Here is a 19731-nt window from a genome sequence, read left to right on the forward strand (position 1 = left end):
AAGGTATATTGTCTACAGTTACGGGAGGAGCTTCCATGATTAGAGGATTATACACGGCTGCGTCGGGTATGGTTACCCAGCAGCGCCGGCATGACACAGTGACGAATAACGTGGCTAACCTGCAGACGCCGGGTTATAAGGCGGTTACCGAAGTGAGCCGATCCTTTCCCGAGATGATGCTGACCTTGATGGGGAGCGATAAGGCCCAAGGCCAGACGATCGGCCGGCTGAACACGGGCGTATTCGCTGAAGAGAGCCGCTTGGCCTTCACGCAGGGCGATCTGCTGGAGACGAGGCAGCCGGGCCATTTCGCGCTGCTCTCGGATATCCAGGTGCCAGGCGTTACCTTCGATGCGACGGGAAAGGGCCAGGATGCGAACGGCAATCCGGTATTCCAGCCGGAAGCTTTTTTCACGGTACAGGCCGGGGATGAGATCATGTACACCCGTGACGGCCGTTTTCATGTGAATGGGCAAAATGAATTGGTGACATCCGATGGCTCATTGGTGCTGAACCGCAATAATGCGCCGATCGTGCTGGAGAATGAACAAGCGCTGGAGTTCATCCAGGTGAACGGAGAAGGCCAACTGTTGGATACCCGGACCCGCACGCCGATCGCAGGCGGGGAACTGCTCATTAGCCGCATCGACAATCCGAATGATCTGCTTCGGGCCGGCAATGGGCGCTTCCGGCTGCAGCCGGGCGCTGCCCAAGCCGCCCCGGTGGCGGCAGGCGATGCCGTGGAGGTTCGCCAAGGCGTGCTGGAGCGTTCCAACGTGGATCCGGCACAATCGATGGTGGATATGATGACGGCATATCGCGCCTATGAAGCGAATCAGAAGGTTGTGCAGTTCTATGACAGAACGCTGGACAAGACGGTGAATGAAGTAGGCCGAGTCTAACGCCAGGGCGGGAGGAACGATATGAATCAGACGATGATTGCGGCTGCGGTCTCGATGAATGGTCTGCAGCGAAAGCTGGACATTATCGCGGACAATGTGGCGAACTTGAATACGAAGGGATACAAACGGAAGACGGCATCCTTCGCCGACGTGCTGACGAATGTGCAGCAGCATAATGAAGAATTTCGGCAGCCTGGGCGGGTCACTCCGATGGGGTATACGCTTGGGTACGGCTCCAAGCTGACCGGCTTGAGCCGCGACATGAGCCAAGGCTCGCTGCAGCATACCGGGGTCGGCACCGATGTGGCCTTGCAGGGGAACGCGCTGTTCGAAGTGGGCACTCCTACCGGCACGGCATGGATGCGCGAAGGTTCTTTCCATTATATAATAGATGGGGATGAACGGATTCTTACTTCCGCCGAAGGTCATCCCGTTATGAGCACGGACGACACGGAGATTCGCATTCCGGCAGGCTATGAGATGAAGATCGATGAGGCTGGCCGGGTGTTCGCCGTGAAGACAGGCGAGCCGGAAGAGGAGCTCGGACAGCTGAAGGTTGTCCGGCCGCTGAAGCCGGAGCTTCTCGTGCAGACGGAGAACAATCTGTATGTGCTGCCCCAGGGAGCGGACCGGAACACGATTGTGGAGACCTTGAATCTGACCGGGGATCGTTCCGATCCGAATGCGCCTCATGTCTATGTGATGCAGGGCATGCTGGAGGAATCGAACGTGTCGATGGCGGACGAGATGGCGGAATTGATTCAGGCGCAGCGGGCCTATCAGTTGGCTTCGCGGGCATTGATGTCGGGTGATGCGATGTGGGGGCTGGCCAATAGTCTGCGTGCGTAATGAAGCAGGTGAATAGCAATGAGTAACGAGAAGAAGCTGCCGGATTTCGAGCCGGAGCGGCAGGATATCTCGCTGCAGCGCATTGCGCGCAGACGGGGAGAGGAGACGGTTCCGCGGGCTCCGGGAAATGCGGATGCGCCGAGGCTTCGGCAGCATGCGGCGGCGGAGCGGACGACCGCGCGCAAGCCGCAGCGCCGTAATGTTACAGAGAAAACAGAGGGACAACCGAACGGAACCGCGAAAAGGAAATCGGGCAGCTCGGTCAAATGGTTGGTCCGTCTGGTTATCGTTCCGCTGATATGCCTTTTGACGCTGATTGCAGGGTTGATTACCGGATACGTCGTCGTAGGTAAGGGCACGGTGGCGGAAGCGCTCAATTTTGATACCTGGAGACACCTGTTTCAACTGGTGTTTGCCTGATGTTGGCCCCGCCTTGGCGGGGTTTTTTCTGTGTTTTTCTATTTCCAGCCGTCCTTCTGCGCCGATGTGGCCCGGTCTGAGCTTGGGCTTGTGCAGTTTTCATTTTAATAGCAGACATGTATAATGAGTTGGAGGAACTGTAATATGGGGGGAACTGGGGGTCTTACGTTTGAATTTGCCTAATGCGCTGACCATGGTTCGATTCGTTCTTATCCCCGTCTTTTTGGCTTTGTTCTTCTTCGGTGAGCGGTTCGCCGCGTTCGGAATCTGGCTGTTGGCGGGAGCGACGGATATCCTGGACGGGTATTTGGCCCGCAAGCATAATATGGTGACTTCGGTAGGGATGATGCTCGATCCGTTGGCAGACAAGCTGATGATGTTGACGGTCATGCTGTCATTGCTGTGGGCCGGCGATCTGTCTGTCGCCGCGGCGCTGGCGATGCTGGTGCGCGATGCGGGGATGATTGCGGTAGCGGCGTTGATGCATTTTAACGGCAAGCGGACGGTTCCCGCCAACTGGATGGGCAAGCTGACGACGGTATTATACTATATCGCCATTTTGTTCATCTATTTTCAATGGCCGCAAGCGCATGCCATCTTATGGGGCGTTATCCTGTTCTCCTTCGTCACGACCTTGATGTATCTCGTGCTCGTCGTCCGCGTGAACCGAAAGAGCGAAGCATAACGGCGGTGAGCCCATGCCTCGCGAGACAGAAATGGCAGCGAATAAACTGTAACCATTAGAGAGAAGCCGGATACCGGCAATATGCGGTCTTGTCCTGCAGAAGATAAGAGCGTGTTCACAGCCATGAGAATACAAAGAGCTTCCCGTCACAGCGCCTCGCCGCTGGGGAAGCTCTCTATCTTAACCTTCACGCCTGCAGTCATTGAAGGATGATGTTAGTGTAGACGGGGAGGAACGCTTTTATTCATGCGAGTCCTGAATTTATCGAAAGGAGCATGCGCAAATGCTGAATATTGAACAAATTCAAGAAATTATCCCTCACCGCTATCCATTTCTTCTGGTGGATCGGATTGTGGAGCTGGAAGAAGGCAAACGCGCGGCGGGCATCAAAAATGTCACGATGAACGAGCCGCATTTCGCCGGTCATTTTCCGGGCTATCCGGTCATGCCCGGCGTATTGATTGTGGAAGCGTTGGCTCAGGTCGGGGCCGTTGCGATTTTGAAGCTGGAGCAGAACCGGGGAAAGCTGGCTTTCTTCGCCGGCATCGATCATTTCCGGTTCCGCGGACAGGTTGTGCCTGGGGATACGCTGACGCTGTCAGTCGAGATTACCCGTCTCAAAGGAAGCATCGGCAAGGGGCAAGCCGTAGCCAAGGTCGGCGATCAGGTTGTCGCGGAAGGCGAGTTGATGTTCGCGCTGGCGGACCGCACGTAAAAGAAAGGTACGGAATCGGAAAATTCATGCAATGATTCGGCATGGTTCGGTTATTCTATACGATAAGCGATCCGTGATCGAATCGTTATGTCTTGTTCCTGTCGAACGAGTTCATATGCTCTCGGGCGATGGCGGGCTTTTTCGACATGGGGCATCCGTGCCGGTATTGGATTAAGGAGGGAACTTCGTGCTTCAACAGTTGGAAAGATGGAACCGCCGTATGAAAAAGTGGCTGTGGCTGCTTGTCATCGTCGGATTGGTGGCTGCCATACCGGTTGCTGTCCAGCGGGTTCAGACGGAGCAATCGTCGAATCAAGTGGAATTGGTCGTCAATTACCGCAATCTGGTGGAGGCTGCCGCTTACGCGCCTCAACCGACGAATTATATGAATGAACAGCTCGAACGGTTGAAACAAGCCGGCATCGGATCGATGGCTATGTTCGAGAGCTCGTTGGCCGAGCTACGCAATGCCAACCGCGTCGTGCTGTATAATTCTCAGGATGCGGCGCTGCTTGATCAGAAGACGCCGCCTCTCAATGAAAATTATACATATGTCCTCTTCACGAGTCCGGAGTATGCGGAGCGGTTGTCTCCGATGATCGAGAAAACGTTCCTCGGTCTCGATATTAATGTGCGCTTGTGGAGCGGCAGGGACGGCCTGATTATCGAGGCGCCTGTAGAGAGCACGTCCATGAAGCCGCTGCCGCAGGATCCGATTGCGATCGAGCAGTTGCTTGCCAAAGGCTTCCACATCGTGCCGCGGCTGTCCGACGCGCTGCCGTACAATCAGGAGCAGGTGGAAGCGCTGCTGAAGAGCTTTCACGATATCGGCGTGAAGACGATTATTTTCGACGGCGAGTCGGTCAAGGGCTTCAATGATGATCTGGAAATGAATAGCCTGACTGCCTTTGCTGATTTGTTGAAAAAATATGATATCGCGATTGCCGCCATCGAAGGCTTGAAGGTGGAGCAAAAGGGAATGAAGAGGCTGGCGTATTTGACGGATTATAATGTCATCCGCCTGCACTCCATTACCGATCAGGAAGCGTTCAATGAGCCGGATGTGCTGGGGGATCGCTTGTCGCTCGCCACGAAGGACCGGAATATTCGGATGATTTATTTCAATATCGGGGTGAAAAAGGACTTCACCAAAGCGGAAATCGTCAATTCGATTGACAACATGCTGCACAGCTTGAAGGAGCCGGGGCAAGCTATCGCTTCTATTGAAGCCAACGGATATACGTTAGGGCAAGCGGAAGCGTTCCATGTCGTCGATGCGCCTTGGCAGCGCTATGCGAAGCTGCTGGTCGTCATTGGCGGAGTCGCGATGATCGCGCTTATGATTTCGTTCTTCGTTCCTTATGTGATGCTGCCGGCCTTCCTTATCGGCCTGATCGGCAGCGCCGGCTTGTTCGTATTGAAGCCGAATCTGCTGGAGCAGGCGCTCGCCCTGGGGGTCGCGATCAGCGCACCGACCATCGCGATGGTGCTTGCTGTCCGCCGGGTCGATATGAGCCCGACGGTTACGGCGGGGGGAACCCGGCTGGCCAAGGCGCTCGGCTTGTTCCTTCGCACAACGGTGTTGTCGCTGATGGCGGTTCCGTTCGTGATTGCGCTGTTGAATAACATTACGTACAGCCTGGTGCTGGAACAGTTCCGCGGCGTCAGCCTGCTTCATTTCGTGCCGATCGTCTTGACCGCGCTCTATGTGTTCCTGTATCGCGGCGAATCGGTATTCAAGGAAGGCAAACGTTGGCTGTTCACGCCGATTACGGTATTGTGGGTCATCGCTCTGGGCATCGTTGGCGCAGTGGGGCTGTTCTATTTGTCCCGCACGGGCAATGCCGGGACGCTGCTTCCGGGAGAAGCGACCTTCCGGGCCTTGCTGGAAAATACGATTGGCGTCCGTCCGCGCAATAAGGAGTTCCTGATGGCCCATCCGCTGCTGATTGCGGGCGCCTTTATCGCTTATCGTTACCGCTTCGGCATCTATCTGTTTATTATCGGATCGATTGGCCAACTGTCCATGGTGGATACGTTCGCTCATATTCATACGCCGGTCATTATTTCGCTGATTCGCACGGTATTGGGCATCGGGCTTGGCATCGTGGTCGCCCTTATCTTCGTGCTGATATGGACTATTATTGAAAGGTGTTGGGAGGCATGGCGGCCGAAGTTCGAAGCATAGCGCTGTCCGGCTACTACGGATTCGGCAACAGCGGGGACGAGGCCGTGCTGCTGTCGATTCTGACCGCGCTGGAGCGGGCCGGCCAGGAGGAGGGCCTCCGGATTCAGCCGATCGTGCTGTCCGGCGATCCGGTGACGACCTCCCGGCTGTACGGGGTGCAGGCCGCGCATCGGATGAAGCCGGGCGAGCTGCTCGGCGCGATCCGCGAATGCGACGGCCTCATCAGCGGCGGCGGTAGCCTGCTTCAGGATGCGACAAGCTGGAAGACGATACCGTATTATTTGGCGGTATTGAAGCTGGCCCAGTGGTTCCGCAAGCCGACCTTTATTTATGCCCAAGGAGTGGGGCCCGTCGGAAGACAGGCCTTCTACCCTTATATCCGCCGCGTGTTCAACAAGTCGGCCTATCTGTCCGTCCGCGATGCGGAGTCGGCGGATCTGCTGGCCCGCATGGGCGTGAGCCGGGAACGAATCGATGTCGTTCCCGATCCGGTCATGGGGCTGGAGCTTCCCGAAGGCCGGGGACCCATGAGGGAGAACGGCCCGCATGCGGAAGGGGACGGGAAGGGCTTCGATACGGCCGGCCGCCCGATTGTCGGCGTGTCGCTTCGCTTCTGGAAGGAGGATCGCTCGGATATGCGGGCGATTGCGGACCTGCTGATGCAGGCCGCCCGCCAGCGGCCTGTGCATCTGCGCCTGCTCCCGTTCCACGGGGAGGCCGATACGGAAGCGTCGCAGTATGTCATGGACCTGCTGCGGGAAGAGGTTCGGGCCTGGAACGGGGACGAAGGTTCCGCTCAGGGGGATCAGACAGCGGGCAACGGCTCGGTCATGAGCCTGTGCCCGGCTCAGGAGCATCCGCAGGCGATGCTGTACGAGGTCAGCCGCTGTCGCGCGCTCATCGGCATGCGCCTGCATTCGCTCATCTATGCCGCTTCCCAGGATGTTCCGATGGTCGGCATATCCTATGATCCGAAGATAGACCAGTTCCTGCACCGGCTTGGCATGAAGGCCGCCGGTTCGACGGACAGCCTCGACAGCGCAGCTGCGGCTGGGGAACTGGTGAAGCTGCTGGATGGAGCCGACAGCTGGCGGGAGACCCATCGGAACGCGATTGCAGCGTTGAAGCGGGAAGCGATGACTCCAGCGCAGAATATCGTCCGCAGGCTGCTCGAGAAGAAATAAAGTGGGTGATGCATGATGGGGCAACAGGACAGTCTGGCGAAAATACCTACCGTGTCCATATATGGAATTCATTTTTCCAAGCTGAATATGCAGGATACCGTTGCCTGTCTGGAGAAGGTAATCGAAAGCGGGCATTCGATCCAACTGATTACAGCCAATCCGATTATGGTAATGGAGGCGTTGGAGAATCCTAAGTTCATGAGTGTCATGAAGCAGGCTGATCTCATCATTCCGGATGGGACAGGCATCGTATGGGCCGCTAATTATGTAGGCGATCCGGTCGCGGAGCGGGTAACCGGCTTCGACTTGCTGCATGAGCTGATGAAGGCGGGCGAAGTTCGCCACTGGAAGGTATTTCTTCTCGGGGCGGCGCCCGACGTGGTTGGGGCCGCGGCGGAGCGGTTGCGCCAGCAATATCCGCTGGCCGAGATCGTCGGCGTGCGTGACGGCTTCTTCGGCGAAGCGGAGGATGAGGCGGTCGTCCAGTCCATTCGCGAGGCCGCTCCGGATATTCTGTTCGTAGCCCGGGGCCTCGATACGCAGGAGCCGTGGATTGCGAAGCATCGTCATGAGCTGCAGGTTCCGTTGATGATGGGAGTCGGGGGAAGCTTCGATGTCATCTCCGGCAGAAGCAAGCGCGCCCCGGCATGGATGCAGCGGCTGCGTCTGGAATGGCTGTACCGCCTGCTTCGGGAGCCGAAGCGCTTCGGCCGGATGCTGGCCTTGCCGAAGTTCGCTTGGAAAGTAATGCGCGATAAAGATAAGGTGACAAAAGTGCAATGAAATGGAGCCTATGCTTATGATTTCGTAAGAATGCTCCATAATATGCTGTTGGTGTTTCCCTTATGAACGGAGTATAATTCGATCCGGTACCATAAATGGGGGTTGGAACAACCGATGATAACCGTATATGTTGTTGGTGGACTGGTCGCTTTGCTGCTGGCCACCGGTTTGACGCCGCTAGTTAAAAAGTTCGCGATAAAAGTCGGTGCAGTCGACGTGCCCAATGCACGTAAAGTGCACACCCGCATTATGCCGCGTATGGGCGGCTTAGGGATTTTTGCCGCTTTTGTTATCACGTTATGTTTATTGGCATTATTTGTTCCTGATATATTGTTCGGACGCCGTGATTCCAACCTGATTTGGGCATTGCTCTCCGGCGGCGCGATTATCGTGCTGACGGGGTCGCTGGATGACCGCTTTGAATTGTCGGCCAAGGTCAAGCTGGTCGGCCAGATCATCGCCGCTTGCGTCGTCGTATTCGGCTTTGACCTGACGGTCGACTTCGTGAACGTGCCTTTCGGCGACCAATACTGGAATATTGAATCCTGGATTGCGATTCCGCTGACGATCTTCTGGATCGTGGGCGTGACGAACGCCATTAACCTGATTGACGGGCTGGACGGCTTGGCGGCTGGGGTATCTGCCATTTCCATCGCCACCATTCTAGTCATGGCGGTCTTCATGGGCAATCCGATGGTGATCTTATTGTGCGCCGTGCTGCTGGGCAGCATTATCGGGTTTTTGTTCTTTAACTTTCACCCGGCGAAAATCTTCATGGGAGATACCGGATCGCTGTTCCTCGGGTTCAGCCTGGCGGTATTGTCCTTGTTAGGCTTTAAGCAGATTGCCATCGTCTCGTTTATTACGCCGCTCTTGATTATCGGCGTTCCTTTGTCGGATACGTTCTTCGCGATTGTGCGGCGAGCGGTGCAGAAGAAGCCGATTTTTGCGCCAGACAAAGGGCATTTGCACCATTGCTTGCGCGAGCTGGGCTTCAGTCATCGCAAGACGGTGCTTATCATCTATGCGATTGCTACCTTCTTCGGCGTATTAGCCATTATTCAGTCCGTGGCGGCCTCGCATGATGCGAACTGGGTGACGTTTGTCGTCATCTGCATTCTGATTGTATCGCTTCAGCTCGGCGCCGAGGTTATCGGCATCGTCAGCAAGACGAAACGGCCGCTGTTGAATATGATTCATCGCATGCGCGTCAAGGCCAACGCGGATTCGCGGTCGAAATAATCGAATATGTGACAAAATCAAGCTTGCTCCGGTTGCGGAGCAGGCTTTTTTGTGCCTTTTTTTGCAGATGGCTTCAGGACTGTATTTTCACTAAGAATTTTACTCGATTTTGGACATTGTCTAAAAAATATGCGATGTGGAACCGATAAAAAGTGGTATATAGCGTTTGGAATCAATACAGTCATATGGAGGGGATACAATGCGTGCTTGGCTTAAACCATTGTACATGCTGCTCGTTGTTGCGCTGATATCCATGTCGATTCCGCTGGATATCGCCAAGGCGGCGGATCAAGATGGTGCCAGATATTTTCACTTTGACAATTTGAGTACAGAGGAAGAACATCCGACCCAGGTCAATACCGAAACGATTGAGGTGAAAGGAACCTTCAACGGGGTGTCCTCGAGTTCGATCGGATACCGGGTTGATTTGGTAGTAAACGGGAAGATTGAGCACACGACCTACGGGACCGATGTGAAGCCGATTATTACCGGCAACTCGTTTATTTTTCGCGCGGTTCCGCTGAAGACCGGCTTGAACATTGTAACGGTCACCGGTCTGGGACCGAACGGCAACACCGTAGAGGCAAGCGCCTATGTTGAGTTCAGCAATGCGCCGGCTATCTCGGACATCAAGCTGTCGGACGGCAGAATTCTCGAGTCCGGCGTGCCGCTGATTGTAAAAGGCGATACCGCGTCCCTGTCCCTGAAGGCGCCGAACGCAACGATCGTGACGCTCAACGGGCGTCAAATGTTCAATGGCGGCGCGGGCACGTTCGTATCCTCCGGGGTAGCCCTTCAACCTGGCTTGAACGAGCTCGTCATCGTAGCCACGAACGGCAACCTGACGTATACGATTACGCGCCATGTCGTGTCATTCAACGGCGTTCTTACCGGCTATGACACCTTTATCGGCGCCAGCGCGATTGACGCGACCGCGAACCACTATGTGACTGGCCCGGTGAGCGGCACGGTCAAAGGGAAGTTCATCGTGCCGAAGTCGCAGCAGAACAACACGCCTGCGGCGCCTGTCGTCGATGTGGTCATTACGAAGGACAGTGACGGCACCGAGATTTTCAATGAGGCCAGCATCACGAACGTGACGAAGAAGGAAGAGGGCTCGACTTATATCATTTATGAATATGAGACGGCTGGTACAGCTTCTCCGGCCGATACCGGGAAATATAATTTGAACTTAAAGGTCGCCTATGACGGCAAAACGAATGTCTTCAACAATTACTTCACGGTCAGAGACGCGGATGCGGCTGAGATCCTGGGCGTGAAGCAGTTGTTCAATCCACAGGTGGACGGAAGCACGGTGTCGTTCGGCGCGGAAGCGACGTTCGCGCAGAACAGCACGGTGTTCGAGCTGCCGCTGTATCTGAAGCTGGACGTGAATAATTTTAAGGGTCAGGATGTTAAGGTCACCGATTGGCAAAACGGCAAGCAGGTGGGGACCACCGAGTTCCAAAGCGCTACCGGCTTGAAAACCGTCAACGGTGAACCGGTGATCCGGATCGATGCGATGCCAGCCGGGGATCAGACGCTCAAAATCGAGGTCGGCGGGGAAATTTACGAGATTAAGGTAAGCTACGCGCCAGGGCCTTATATCAAGCTGACGAACGTGCATGACGGCAAAACATTCGATATGGCGAATGGCCTGCCTGAAATTCAAGGGCAGCTTATCAATTTCAATCTGCAGAATAAAGAGGAATTGAATAAGCTTACCATCACTTTTAATGGCAAAAAGGAAAATCTTAAAAATGTAGATACCGCTACGGGGAAATTCACACACCCTCTGGGAGAGCTGGTTGCAGGTCCGAACAAGATCACGTTCGACGGGGTAGCGAATGGGGTTCCGATCAGCTATACGATTACCGTATTCTTCTTCTCGAAGGACGTTCCGGCGATTGTGAAGATGTATCCGGTGCCGGCGGCCCAGGATCCGACCAATCCGAACAAGGAAGATACGGAGCAGAAATTTAAGCTGATTAAAGATTATGAGTATGTCACGAAGGAGCGTTCGGCTGACGTATGGATAGAAATCCAGAACGCGGACTCGATGAATGTGTATATTGATGGCAAGCTGATTACGACGTTGAACGAGCGCGACTTCGCTAACGGCAGCCCGAATACGAATCCGGCGATTCTGTTCAAGGAACAGAATACGACGACAGGGTCCTACTTGTTCTTGCTGCACAGCCTGGAGTTCCCGACGTCCGGCAAGAAGAACGTGACCGTCGAAGTGCGTAAAGGGGTTACGACAGCCCGCCAGACGCTGGAGATTACGCGCGAACAGAATACGTTCGAGATTCTGTCTCCAAAGCTGCCGGACGAGAGTGTCGTCAACCAGAACTTCTTAATGGTAAGTATTCGTGCGGAAGGCGCGGATCAGGTGCTTATCGGCAAGCAGGAGCTGGTGAAGGGCGAACAGGATATTTTCCGGGGCGAGACAACGCTCAAGAAGGGCAAAAATACCGTCAAATTTACGGTTGTGCAGGGCAAGCAAAAGATTAATGGCTCATTTGAAGTAAATTATGCGGATGCCGCGCTGCCGGGCGCTCAATACAAGACGACGATCGGCAAGAACGGCAAGCTGTCCGCCTTCGGAGGCGACCTCGTTGTGCAACTGCCGAAAGGCACGATGCTGCGCGACATGAATCCGCGTCCAGGCCAGACGCCGAAGGAAATCCAGTTGTTCGACAAGCAGAATCTGTTGTTCGGCATCGCAGACCCGGATGACGGGCGGACGATTACGCGCGAGAACCAGGTTGGCGTGCGCAAGCCGGTAACCGGCGGAAGCGACGAATTCCTGGACGGCCAGCTCCGTCGAATCGATCCCGATGAATTTGCGCGCAGCGTGCTTATGCCGAAGGCGCATTTCGGACTCGGTTCCAGTCTGTATTGGATCGATGCGGGATATTTCAGCTCAGAAGACAGTCTTCTGAATGAGGATTATAAGTTGGTAAGCCCGTCGCATCCTTATGACGAGTCGAAGAAGTTCTACGAGCGCGGCGACCGGATGTGGCTTGAGCCGACCCAACGCGGCACGATTACGATTAAGTATGATCCGAATATCGTGAACGAGCATGCGCGAAATGTCGGCGTATGGCGTTGGAACAACACGAACAAGTCTTGGGAGAATCTCGGCGGCACGCTGGATACGAAGAAAAAGACGATTACGGCGCCGTTCGACGGCTTCGGCTACTATGCCGTCTTCGCGGTCCGCTATAGCTATGACGATATTATTTCGCATAAATATGCCCGCAAGAGCCTGGAGCTGATGATGTCCCGCGGCTTCATGAAGGCGAAGAACCTGAATGAGTTCGGGGTATATGATAATATTACGCGCGGCGAAATGGCGACGATGCTCGTGAAGATGCTGAATATTCCGTTGGATTACGATCCGGACAACTTGACCTTCGATGATGTGGTCAACTATGAGGTTCCGGACCTGCTATGGGATTACCGCTATATTGAGACGGCTGCCCGCAAAGGGATTGTCCGCGGTCTCGCTCCGCGCCTGTTCATGCCAAACGGGGAGCTAACCCGTCAAGAAGCCGCTGTAATGATTTCACGCGCCTTGAACTTGAAGCTTGGCGATCCGGATAAGGATCTTGCCAAATTGCAGAAGACCTTTACCGATGCGAATCTCATCGATTACTACAGCATTAGCCCTATTCTCGCCGTGACGAAGGCCGGTATCATCAACGGCATTCCGAACCAGATGCAGGAAGGCCAGAAAAAGCCGACCTACCGCTTCGATCCGAAGTCGAATCTCACGAGAGCCGACGCTGCGGTCATGGGCGAACGCATTTTGGGGAAAGTGAAATAAGCCGGTGATGTTTGACCCGTTCCCTCAACGGGTAATGAAGAGAAGAGCCGAACTGCGCTTCGGCTCTTCTTTATCTGCAATAGTCCCCAGTTCTGTGAGAGGCTGAGCGAAATTGTTCTTCATGGGTGAACTTACACTCCTTGGTAAACATTAGCCCGTGACGAAACAAATGAATCGCGCTATACTGTCACTTGTGACAACGAATGGTTCTTGCTTACATAACTTCGTACATACAGGTACTCGGCGGATTGTGGGGCAGAGCCATGCTCTATGCATGGCGGACAAGCAGTGTTTTTGAAGACTTCATGAAGCGTTCGAAAAAGCTTGAGAATTTTTTTAAGAAGCCGCAACTTTTTCGAGCAACGCGCGTTTATATACATGAAGTTGAAAAACAAAGGGATAAAATCATTAGTATTCCCTGTATTTCTCAAAAATATGCTTTACGCTAGTCGTTTGTCATTGTATAATGTCTAGAGTAGTATGAGCATTTCTATTTATTCTCATTTGTTTACTAGTTTCTGTGGCATGTCCCATGTTGCAGACTTATTTTTTGAATACAATTCGCTCTTACTCTGGGAAGGGGGTGAATCGGCGAATGAGGGAAATGAGCTATCAATCTTCTAAGCAAGATTCTCAACAAACGAAGCAATTTAGAGGAGGAGACAAAAAGGTTATGAAGAAAAGATTGGCGCTGCTGCTTTCCGTAGCTATGGCGTTCTCCATGTTCGCTAACGTAGCTTTCGGTGCCGATGCAGCTAAGACGACACAAGAAAAATTCGACGCTTTGAAAGAAGCTGGCATTTTTAGCGGATACCCAGGAACTGACGATGTAAAGCTGGAGCAAAACCTGACTCGCGCTGAGTTCGCGAAAGTGGTTGTTAAAGCTCTCGGTTTGAAAGAAGTAGAAGGCGTGTACTCCTATAAGGACAAAAACTACGGTCCTAAGCACTGGGCTGCTAAATACATCGAAGCAGTTACTGCAGAAGGCTTGATGCAAGGTATCAACGCTTCCAAGCAACTGTTCGGTACGAACGATAACATCACGGTTCAAGAAGCTGCTAAAGTTCTCGTTCTTGGATATAAATTCGATATCCCAGAAAACGCAGAAAACAACGCTTCTGACTGGGCTAAGAACTACTTCCAAGCTGCAGTTGACGCAGGTCTGTTCTCCAAGGATGTAAATCCTAAAGCGAACGCAACTCGCGGTCAACTCGTAGAAGCAGTTTACGCTGCTGACGAAGCTGCAAAAGGACCTAAAGTTGAGTCCGCAAAAGTTATCGACGCAAGAAATGTTGAAGTAACTATGTCCGACAAGGAAGTAGTTAAAGTCGAGCTGAAAGCAGAAGAAGCTCTGAAGCCTAACGTAGAAACTGAAATCAAGTTTGAATACAAAGGCAAAGAGTACACTACGAAGGTTACTTATGTTGTGACTTCGGCTCAAAAAATCGAGTCCGTTACAGCTGAAAACCTGAAAGAAGTAGTTGTTACATTTGACGGCACTGTGGAGCAAAAAACAGCTGAAAACAAAAACAACTACGAAGTAAAAGACATGACGATTGATAGCGTGACTTTGTCTTCCGACAAACGTTCCGTTACAATCTTGCTTGAAGAAAACGGTTCTGTAATGAAGAACCAAAAAGAAACTGAAGTGAAGATTAAAAACGTTCGTAACGAAGACGGATCCAAAACGTTCAACGAAACGAAGAAGTTCACTCCAGTTGACGTGAAAACTCCAGAAGTTAAAGAAGTAGTAGGTTTGGGTACGAAAGCATTCAAAGTTGTGTTCTCCGAGCCGGTAAAACGCGGTGATGCCGTTGCTTCCAGCAACTACAAAATTGATGGCAAGATGGTATCCGGCAGCGTTGACTACATTTACCCTAACGTAGCCATCGTTAAGACGGACTTGTCTGTAGGCGAACACAAATTGAGCATCAGCAACATTACAGACTTCTCGGGCCTGAAATCTATTCCAGTTGACAAAGAGTTTACAGTTGCTGAAGACACTTCCGCTCCTGAAATCGTTTCTGCTAAGACTAACGATTTGAAAGAGCTAGAGATTGAATTTAACGAAACCGTTAAGTCCATCGAAAAGGTTTATCATAACGTATCTGGAAATACTGGCAAGATCACTTATAAGGACAATAAAGTAAAGGTCACTTTCTCCAACGCAATGTACAATGGAGACAACACGATCTATGTTAAAGGTGTAACTGACTACAGCGGCAACCAAGCTGATCGTGAATACAAAGTGAACCCTACTTTGGATACTACTCGTCCTGAAGTTGTAAAGCTGGAAGTAAAAGAAGTTGGCGCAATGAATAACCACCAATTGGTTATTGAATTCAACAAGAAATTGGATAAAGAGTCCGCTGAAAACTTCAGAAACTACACGTTGAAAGACAGAGACGGTAAAGTCCTGAAGAACTTCGTTGGCGTAGACGTTGACGGCCATCCAATTGCTAAGCCTAGCTACGATGAAAGCAATAATAAGGTAACAATTAACCTGAATGGTAAATTGGCTAATCAGACGGACTATATTCTAGAGGTTGCCGGTGTTCGCGACACAGCTGCGTTGCAAAACACAATGGCGCCATGGTCTCAAGTTTTCACAGCAAAACAAACTGCTAAAACAGGTATCGTTCGCGCTTGGTTCACTCAAGAATACGGCGAGCAAAACCTTTACATTCAGTTTAAAGAAGATATGAGAAGTGATGGCGAAGGTGGTGTCCTGACTAAAGAGAAATACCTCGTCAACAACAAATCCATCACCGATCATGAAATTTCGATGGTAAACGGAGATACAGTTCGTATTACCGCTAAGGCAGGCAAGCTTATTCCTACAGATGCTAAAGAGGACTACGAAATCAGAGTATCTGTAAGCCAAGTTAAGAATGCCGAAGGAGACTACATTAAAAACGGTGACTCTTACACGTTGACTTACAGCGGTAAATTGGGTGAAGCATTTGCCAATAACATCGCTGTTACAAAAGCAAGTGTAGTTGACCGTAATGAGATCAAAGTTGAGTTTGGCGGAAAAATCAACTATGTAAACCTCAATGATTTCTCTGTCAAGGCTCTTAACAATACCTATGTTCCTTACGAATATGAGCTCAGCAATGACGGTACTGTCATGACTTTGAAATTTAGCACGAGTGAAACTTTGCCTGCAAGCCTTGCTGGTGCAGTGCTGAATGTAAAAGAAGGTGCGACTACTGCAGACATCTTGAATGTACCTGTTAAAGCTGGAAATACAAACCTGTCTGACTATTACAATGTAAGACCAGAAGCAATTCTCAATACGCTTCAGGTTACCGCAACTGATGCTACTTATAGAGCAACAGTTGATCTGACTGGCGGCGTTAAGTTCTTGGAGGGTGCTGATGTTAAAGGACTCTTCACTGTAAAAGTGAATGAGGGTAAAACTGCAGACGGTAAGGATGCAGCTGTTACAGTGAAAGAGGTAAGCCTCTTAGGAAGTGACCAAAAAACCTTGGTTGTTGAATTCGAAATCGCTAAAGTCAATGGTGAAGTTGTAAAACTTACTAAGGACGACTTTGTTACGGTTTCGATGGACGACACCAAGAATAGTGTATTCAAATACATTATTGATAAATATGCTACAGAAGCAGTTCCAATGAAAGGCTTCACTAGCACTACTCAATTCACTCAGAAATAATCTTTAAGAAAGCCCTTCGGGGCTTTCTTTTTTTATAAAACTTACAACAATGTAACCCAGTAAATCGTATGAAAAGCGAAACTTTCCACTTCCCCCTAGCGTTATACTATGTAGAGGAAATTTTTTCGATATAGGAGGAAGCAGATTGAATAAGAAAAAGACGATAGCGGCCGTACTTTCGCTGTCTTTAGCTCTAGGTACATTTGCCACCGTGTCTCCAGAAGTGCAGGCAGCTCAAAAGGCCTCCGACAAGCAAAGTCAAGCGAAAACGACGACCAAGACCCCCGCTGTAAAAACGTTGGATACTTTGAGTTCGATCAAGCTTACAAACAAAAGTTCCGTGAAATTAACCAATGTCAACATGTATCGCCAAGATGAAAGCAACATTTTATCTTATACATTGACATATACGAACAATGAAGCGCGAAGCATTCCGCTTATTGATTATTGGACGAAGGTCCGCACCAAAAGCGGAACCGTTTATTCGAGTAATTTGACAGATGAAGACAAAGATAAGAAGGTAATTCCGGCTCAATCTCAGCTGAGCGTTACATATTATGCTAAAGTGGCGAAACATTTAACCGTCCATGATTTGAATTATGACATTATTAAATGGGATTTCAGCAAATCTAATTTTGAAAATCGTCTCGGTTCATTCCAGATTCCAAGTGGAATCACTACTTCTACCGTAGTTGGAGAAACGCGGACAATTCGCATGAATGATATTCCGATTAAGACAAGCGTCGATCGGGTTAATGTTTTTCCTTCCGATGAGTACCATTATGTGAACGTAGCTGTGAATGTGGTGAACGCCGGTGTTAAGGCGTTGGAAAATAGCTCATACAAGTATGCAGTAAAGACCACGAACGGCAGCACCTATATTTTAGTTCCTGACGGTACCAGCAAAGATTATAAGCTTCAACCTGGGGAAAAGAAGACATTAAACTTAATGACGGCTATTCCTAAAAGCGTAAATGTAAAAAAGCTGGAACTTCAAGTCATTCAGGAACAAGCATCCGGAAAAGAAGGTGAGGCAGGGAAAATTAATCTGGCTGTCGGGACGTTTGCGCTTCCTAAAGCAAATGACTCTAATTCAGGTGTGCCTGCCAATAAAGATAAAGTGATTACCATCAATGATGCTAAAGTTAACACGAAAATTACAACCGGTTGGTTAAATCAAAGTTATAACCAGAACGATATTACTTTGACATTTATGTTTGAGAACATGTCTAATAAACCGGTAACTTTACCGAAATATGAATTCGAGCTTCATGGCCCGAATGGCTTCTCTACTCCAATTCCAACGAAATCGTTGGAAAACTTGACGTTGAAGCCATTGGAGAAACGGCCAATTACATTGAATGTATCCATTTCCGCAGAAACCGGTACGAATCAGCTCAAGCTTCACATGAATCGTCCTGGAGATACGGGTGAAAAAGATGTGAAGGATTCAGCTTCAAATTCATTTAAATACCCAGAAGGGATTTACAATGTTCCTGAGCTGTTGTCAATGCAAAATAAAACCGGTATTGAGTATAATGTTCAACATAGTAAAGGAAACTTGGGCATTACGATTGATACACTTCAGCAATTGCCTTGGACAGACGGGAAAATCGTGTCTGCTAAAATGACAATCCGCAATAAAGAGTCAAAATCGATTCAACTGCCTGCATTGGAAGGAGTATTCAAAATCGATGCGGCGGAGAGCAGCGGAAAAACGCAAATCGTAAGCTCCAATGGCACGCTTATTATTGGTCCAAAAGAAAAAATAAATGTGTACGTGGTCACCAAGCTGCCATCGTATCTTGATTTTACGCAGATGCAAATCGCATTGCTTGAAAAAATCGGGGAGACCGACACGGCGCAGTTAATTCAATTCACGAACATTGGAAAATTGCCAGAGTTGCCAGTCGTGGAATTCAATACTTATCACAAGCTAGAAACCGAAGGCCGCAAGGCCGAGATTCTAGCCCGTCAATCCAGAGTATACCAAGGAAATTCCGATAAAATCGTCTATACAGACCTGGAAATGAAGAGCAAGGAAGGACGCCAAGCGACTCTGTCGCAAATGGTCGGCTACTACCGAACATCCGATGGCTTGTATTATAAAGCGAACATGGTGCAGATTGATCGTCCAACCAGTCCGGAAGGCAAAAACATCGTAACGGCGTGGGCGAAAGTGCCAAGCTCGGTTAACACTAAAGATATGCAGCTTATATTGGGCGAAGGCATTAAAGAAAACAAATTGACGGCACCGAAGGAAGAGTCTGATGGATACATTAATGCGGTAGCGATGAATTTGGATATTGGTCAACCATCGCTTAAGCGATACTTCGATAATCTGGACTTCTTCCCATACACGTTAACCATTAGCGAGTTTTATGCAACCATCAACAACTCCTCGATGCAATTTGACTTTAAGTATGAGTTGAAGAAGGATGAGCAGTATGATATGGGCGAATACGGACACAAGGTTATTGTGGAGATTACGGATGCAAGCAACCGAGTTTTTGAGAAAGAAATCGAAATCGATAAAGACGGCGGATTGAAAGTTGGGAAAAACCTGAGTTATACGGCAAGCTTCAACGATGCACTCTTCGAGAGAATTCAAAACGGAGGGTACCAAGTTTCCATTTACGATTCTTTCCAAGGAGAGAAAGTCAAGCTTGCCAGCTATGGAAGTGCGTACAACCTTAGAAATGCACGAACATCGGACTAATTGATCGTGCTCATTTACCCCCTCTTCGCAAGAGGGGGTTTTTGGCAAGCAGAGCAACATTTCCTGCGGGTGGCTCGGCTCCTGATGAGCATAATAGGTATAACGATACTTGAAGGAGGAATCATTCCGTGGCGAGAAAAAAGCTGGTTCCTGACAGTAAAAATGCACTTTATCAAATGAAATATGAAATTGCTGCCGAATTCGGACTGCCTGTAGTTCATCAAGGGGCGTACTTGGGGATGGATACGGAATTTGCTTCTGAACTGGGGAGTATGCCCGCCCAACCGGCGGCCCATCGCGATGACTGGGGGCATCTGACATCACGTGATGCGGGATCCGTTGGCGGTGAAATTACGAAGCGTCTCGTGACCCATGCGTTGCGGCAAAAATAGGCAGAAGAACTTTTTGTTCATTCATTGACAGGACCCGACAAATCAAGTATTATGATTTTTCGAAGGCTGGTATAACAACCTTTTCCATGAAGGAAAAGGTTCGTTTTTTGTTTAGGCTGCTCACAAGGGAGCCATATTAAGGGT

The 19731-nt window shown here is 50.5% G+C and carries 13 protein-coding genes; all 13 read left to right on the top strand.

What is annotated here, in order from left to right; translation table 11 throughout:
• The first annotated feature begins 35 nt into the window (after positions 1 to 35).
• Positions 36 to 902, top strand: a complete 867-nt coding sequence (locus OCY70_RS29750; RefSeq protein WP_213427492.1) for a flagellar hook-basal body protein — start codon at positions 36 to 38, stop codon at positions 900 to 902.
• Between the two features lie 21 nt (positions 903 to 923).
• Positions 924 to 1751: a flagellar hook-basal body protein gene (locus tag OCY70_RS29755; RefSeq protein WP_213427493.1), complete on the top strand. Its 828-nt coding sequence runs from the start codon at positions 924 to 926 to the stop codon at positions 1749 to 1751.
• An 18-nt stretch (positions 1752 to 1769) separates the two neighbouring features.
• Complete coding sequence (locus OCY70_RS29760) at positions 1770 to 2171, top strand: DNA-directed RNA polymerase subunit beta (RefSeq protein ID WP_213427494.1); 402 nt, start codon at positions 1770 to 1772, stop codon at positions 2169 to 2171.
• A 169-nt stretch (positions 2172 to 2340) separates the two neighbouring features.
• Positions 2341 to 2856, top strand: a complete 516-nt coding sequence (locus OCY70_RS29765; RefSeq protein WP_213427495.1) for a CDP-alcohol phosphatidyltransferase family protein — start codon at positions 2341 to 2343, stop codon at positions 2854 to 2856.
• Between the two features lie 283 nt (positions 2857 to 3139).
• Positions 3140 to 3571: a 3-hydroxyacyl-ACP dehydratase FabZ gene (fabZ, locus tag OCY70_RS29770; RefSeq protein WP_213427496.1), complete on the top strand. Its 432-nt coding sequence runs from the start codon at positions 3140 to 3142 to the stop codon at positions 3569 to 3571.
• A 187-nt stretch (positions 3572 to 3758) separates the two neighbouring features.
• Positions 3759 to 5759 carry a DUF5693 family protein gene (locus tag OCY70_RS29775; RefSeq protein WP_213427497.1) on the top strand — a complete coding sequence of 667 codons (2001 nt, stop codon included), beginning with the start codon at positions 3759 to 3761 and terminating at the stop codon, positions 5757 to 5759.
• Positions 5735 to 6943, top strand: coding sequence for a polysaccharide pyruvyl transferase CsaB (gene csaB / locus OCY70_RS29780; protein WP_213427498.1), 1209 nt, complete (start codon positions 5735 to 5737; stop codon positions 6941 to 6943). The genes OCY70_RS29775 and csaB overlap by 25 nt, the downstream gene beginning before the upstream one ends.
• Before the next feature lie 15 nt (positions 6944 to 6958).
• On the top strand, positions 6959 to 7726 hold the full coding sequence (locus OCY70_RS29785; protein WP_213427523.1) for a WecB/TagA/CpsF family glycosyltransferase: 768 nt from the start codon (positions 6959 to 6961) through the stop codon (positions 7724 to 7726).
• 114 nt (positions 7727 to 7840) lie between these two features.
• On the top strand, positions 7841 to 8968 hold the full coding sequence (locus tag OCY70_RS29790) for a glycosyltransferase family 4 protein (protein ID WP_213427499.1): 1128 nt from the start codon (positions 7841 to 7843) through the stop codon (positions 8966 to 8968).
• 199 nt (positions 8969 to 9167) lie between these two features.
• Complete coding sequence (locus OCY70_RS29795) at positions 9168 to 12800, top strand: S-layer homology domain-containing protein (RefSeq protein ID WP_213427500.1); 3633 nt, start codon at positions 9168 to 9170, stop codon at positions 12798 to 12800.
• Positions 12801 to 13395: 595 nt separating this feature from the next.
• Entirely contained in the window at positions 13396 to 16476 is a 3081-nt protein-coding gene (locus OCY70_RS29800; protein WP_213427501.1) for an Ig-like domain-containing protein, read from the top strand.
• Positions 16477 to 16621: 145 nt separating this feature from the next.
• Positions 16622 to 19195, top strand: a complete 2574-nt coding sequence (locus tag OCY70_RS29805; RefSeq protein WP_213427502.1) for a hypothetical protein — start codon at positions 16622 to 16624, stop codon at positions 19193 to 19195.
• Positions 19196 to 19323: 128 nt separating this feature from the next.
• Entirely contained in the window at positions 19324 to 19587 is a 264-nt protein-coding gene (locus OCY70_RS29810; RefSeq protein ID WP_213427503.1) for an alpha/beta-type small acid-soluble spore protein, read from the top strand.
• Positions 19588 to 19731: the final 144 nt, after the last annotated feature.

It is taken from the genome of Paenibacillus melissococcoides, from assembly GCA_944800085.1.
GTDB classification, from domain to species: domain Bacteria; phylum Bacillota; class Bacilli; order Paenibacillales; family Paenibacillaceae; genus Paenibacillus_B; species Paenibacillus_B melissococcoides.

What these genes read in the sequence shown, in the direction of transcription:
- OCY70_RS29750 (WP_213427492.1), top strand. Translation starts at nt 36, where the DNA reads ATGATTAGAGGATTATACACGGCTGCGTCGGGTATGGTTACCCAGCAG.
- OCY70_RS29755 (WP_213427493.1), top strand. Translation starts at nt 924, where the DNA reads ATGAATCAGACGATGATTGCGGCTGCGGTCTCGATGAATGGTCTGCAG.
- OCY70_RS29760 (WP_213427494.1), top strand. Translation starts at nt 1,770, where the DNA reads ATGAGTAACGAGAAGAAGCTGCCGGATTTCGAGCCGGAGCGGCAGGAT.
- fabZ (WP_213427496.1), top strand. Translation starts at nt 3,140, where the DNA reads ATGCTGAATATTGAACAAATTCAAGAAATTATCCCTCACCGCTATCCA.
- csaB (WP_213427498.1), top strand. Translation starts at nt 5,735, where the DNA reads ATGGCGGCCGAAGTTCGAAGCATAGCGCTGTCCGGCTACTACGGATTC.
- OCY70_RS29785 (WP_213427523.1), top strand. Translation starts at nt 6,959, where the DNA reads ATGGGGCAACAGGACAGTCTGGCGAAAATACCTACCGTGTCCATATAT.
- OCY70_RS29790 (WP_213427499.1), top strand. Translation starts at nt 7,841, where the DNA reads ATGATAACCGTATATGTTGTTGGTGGACTGGTCGCTTTGCTGCTGGCC.
- OCY70_RS29795 (WP_213427500.1), top strand. Translation starts at nt 9,168, where the DNA reads ATGCGTGCTTGGCTTAAACCATTGTACATGCTGCTCGTTGTTGCGCTG.
- OCY70_RS29800 (WP_213427501.1), top strand. Translation starts at nt 13,396, where the DNA reads ATGAGGGAAATGAGCTATCAATCTTCTAAGCAAGATTCTCAACAAACG.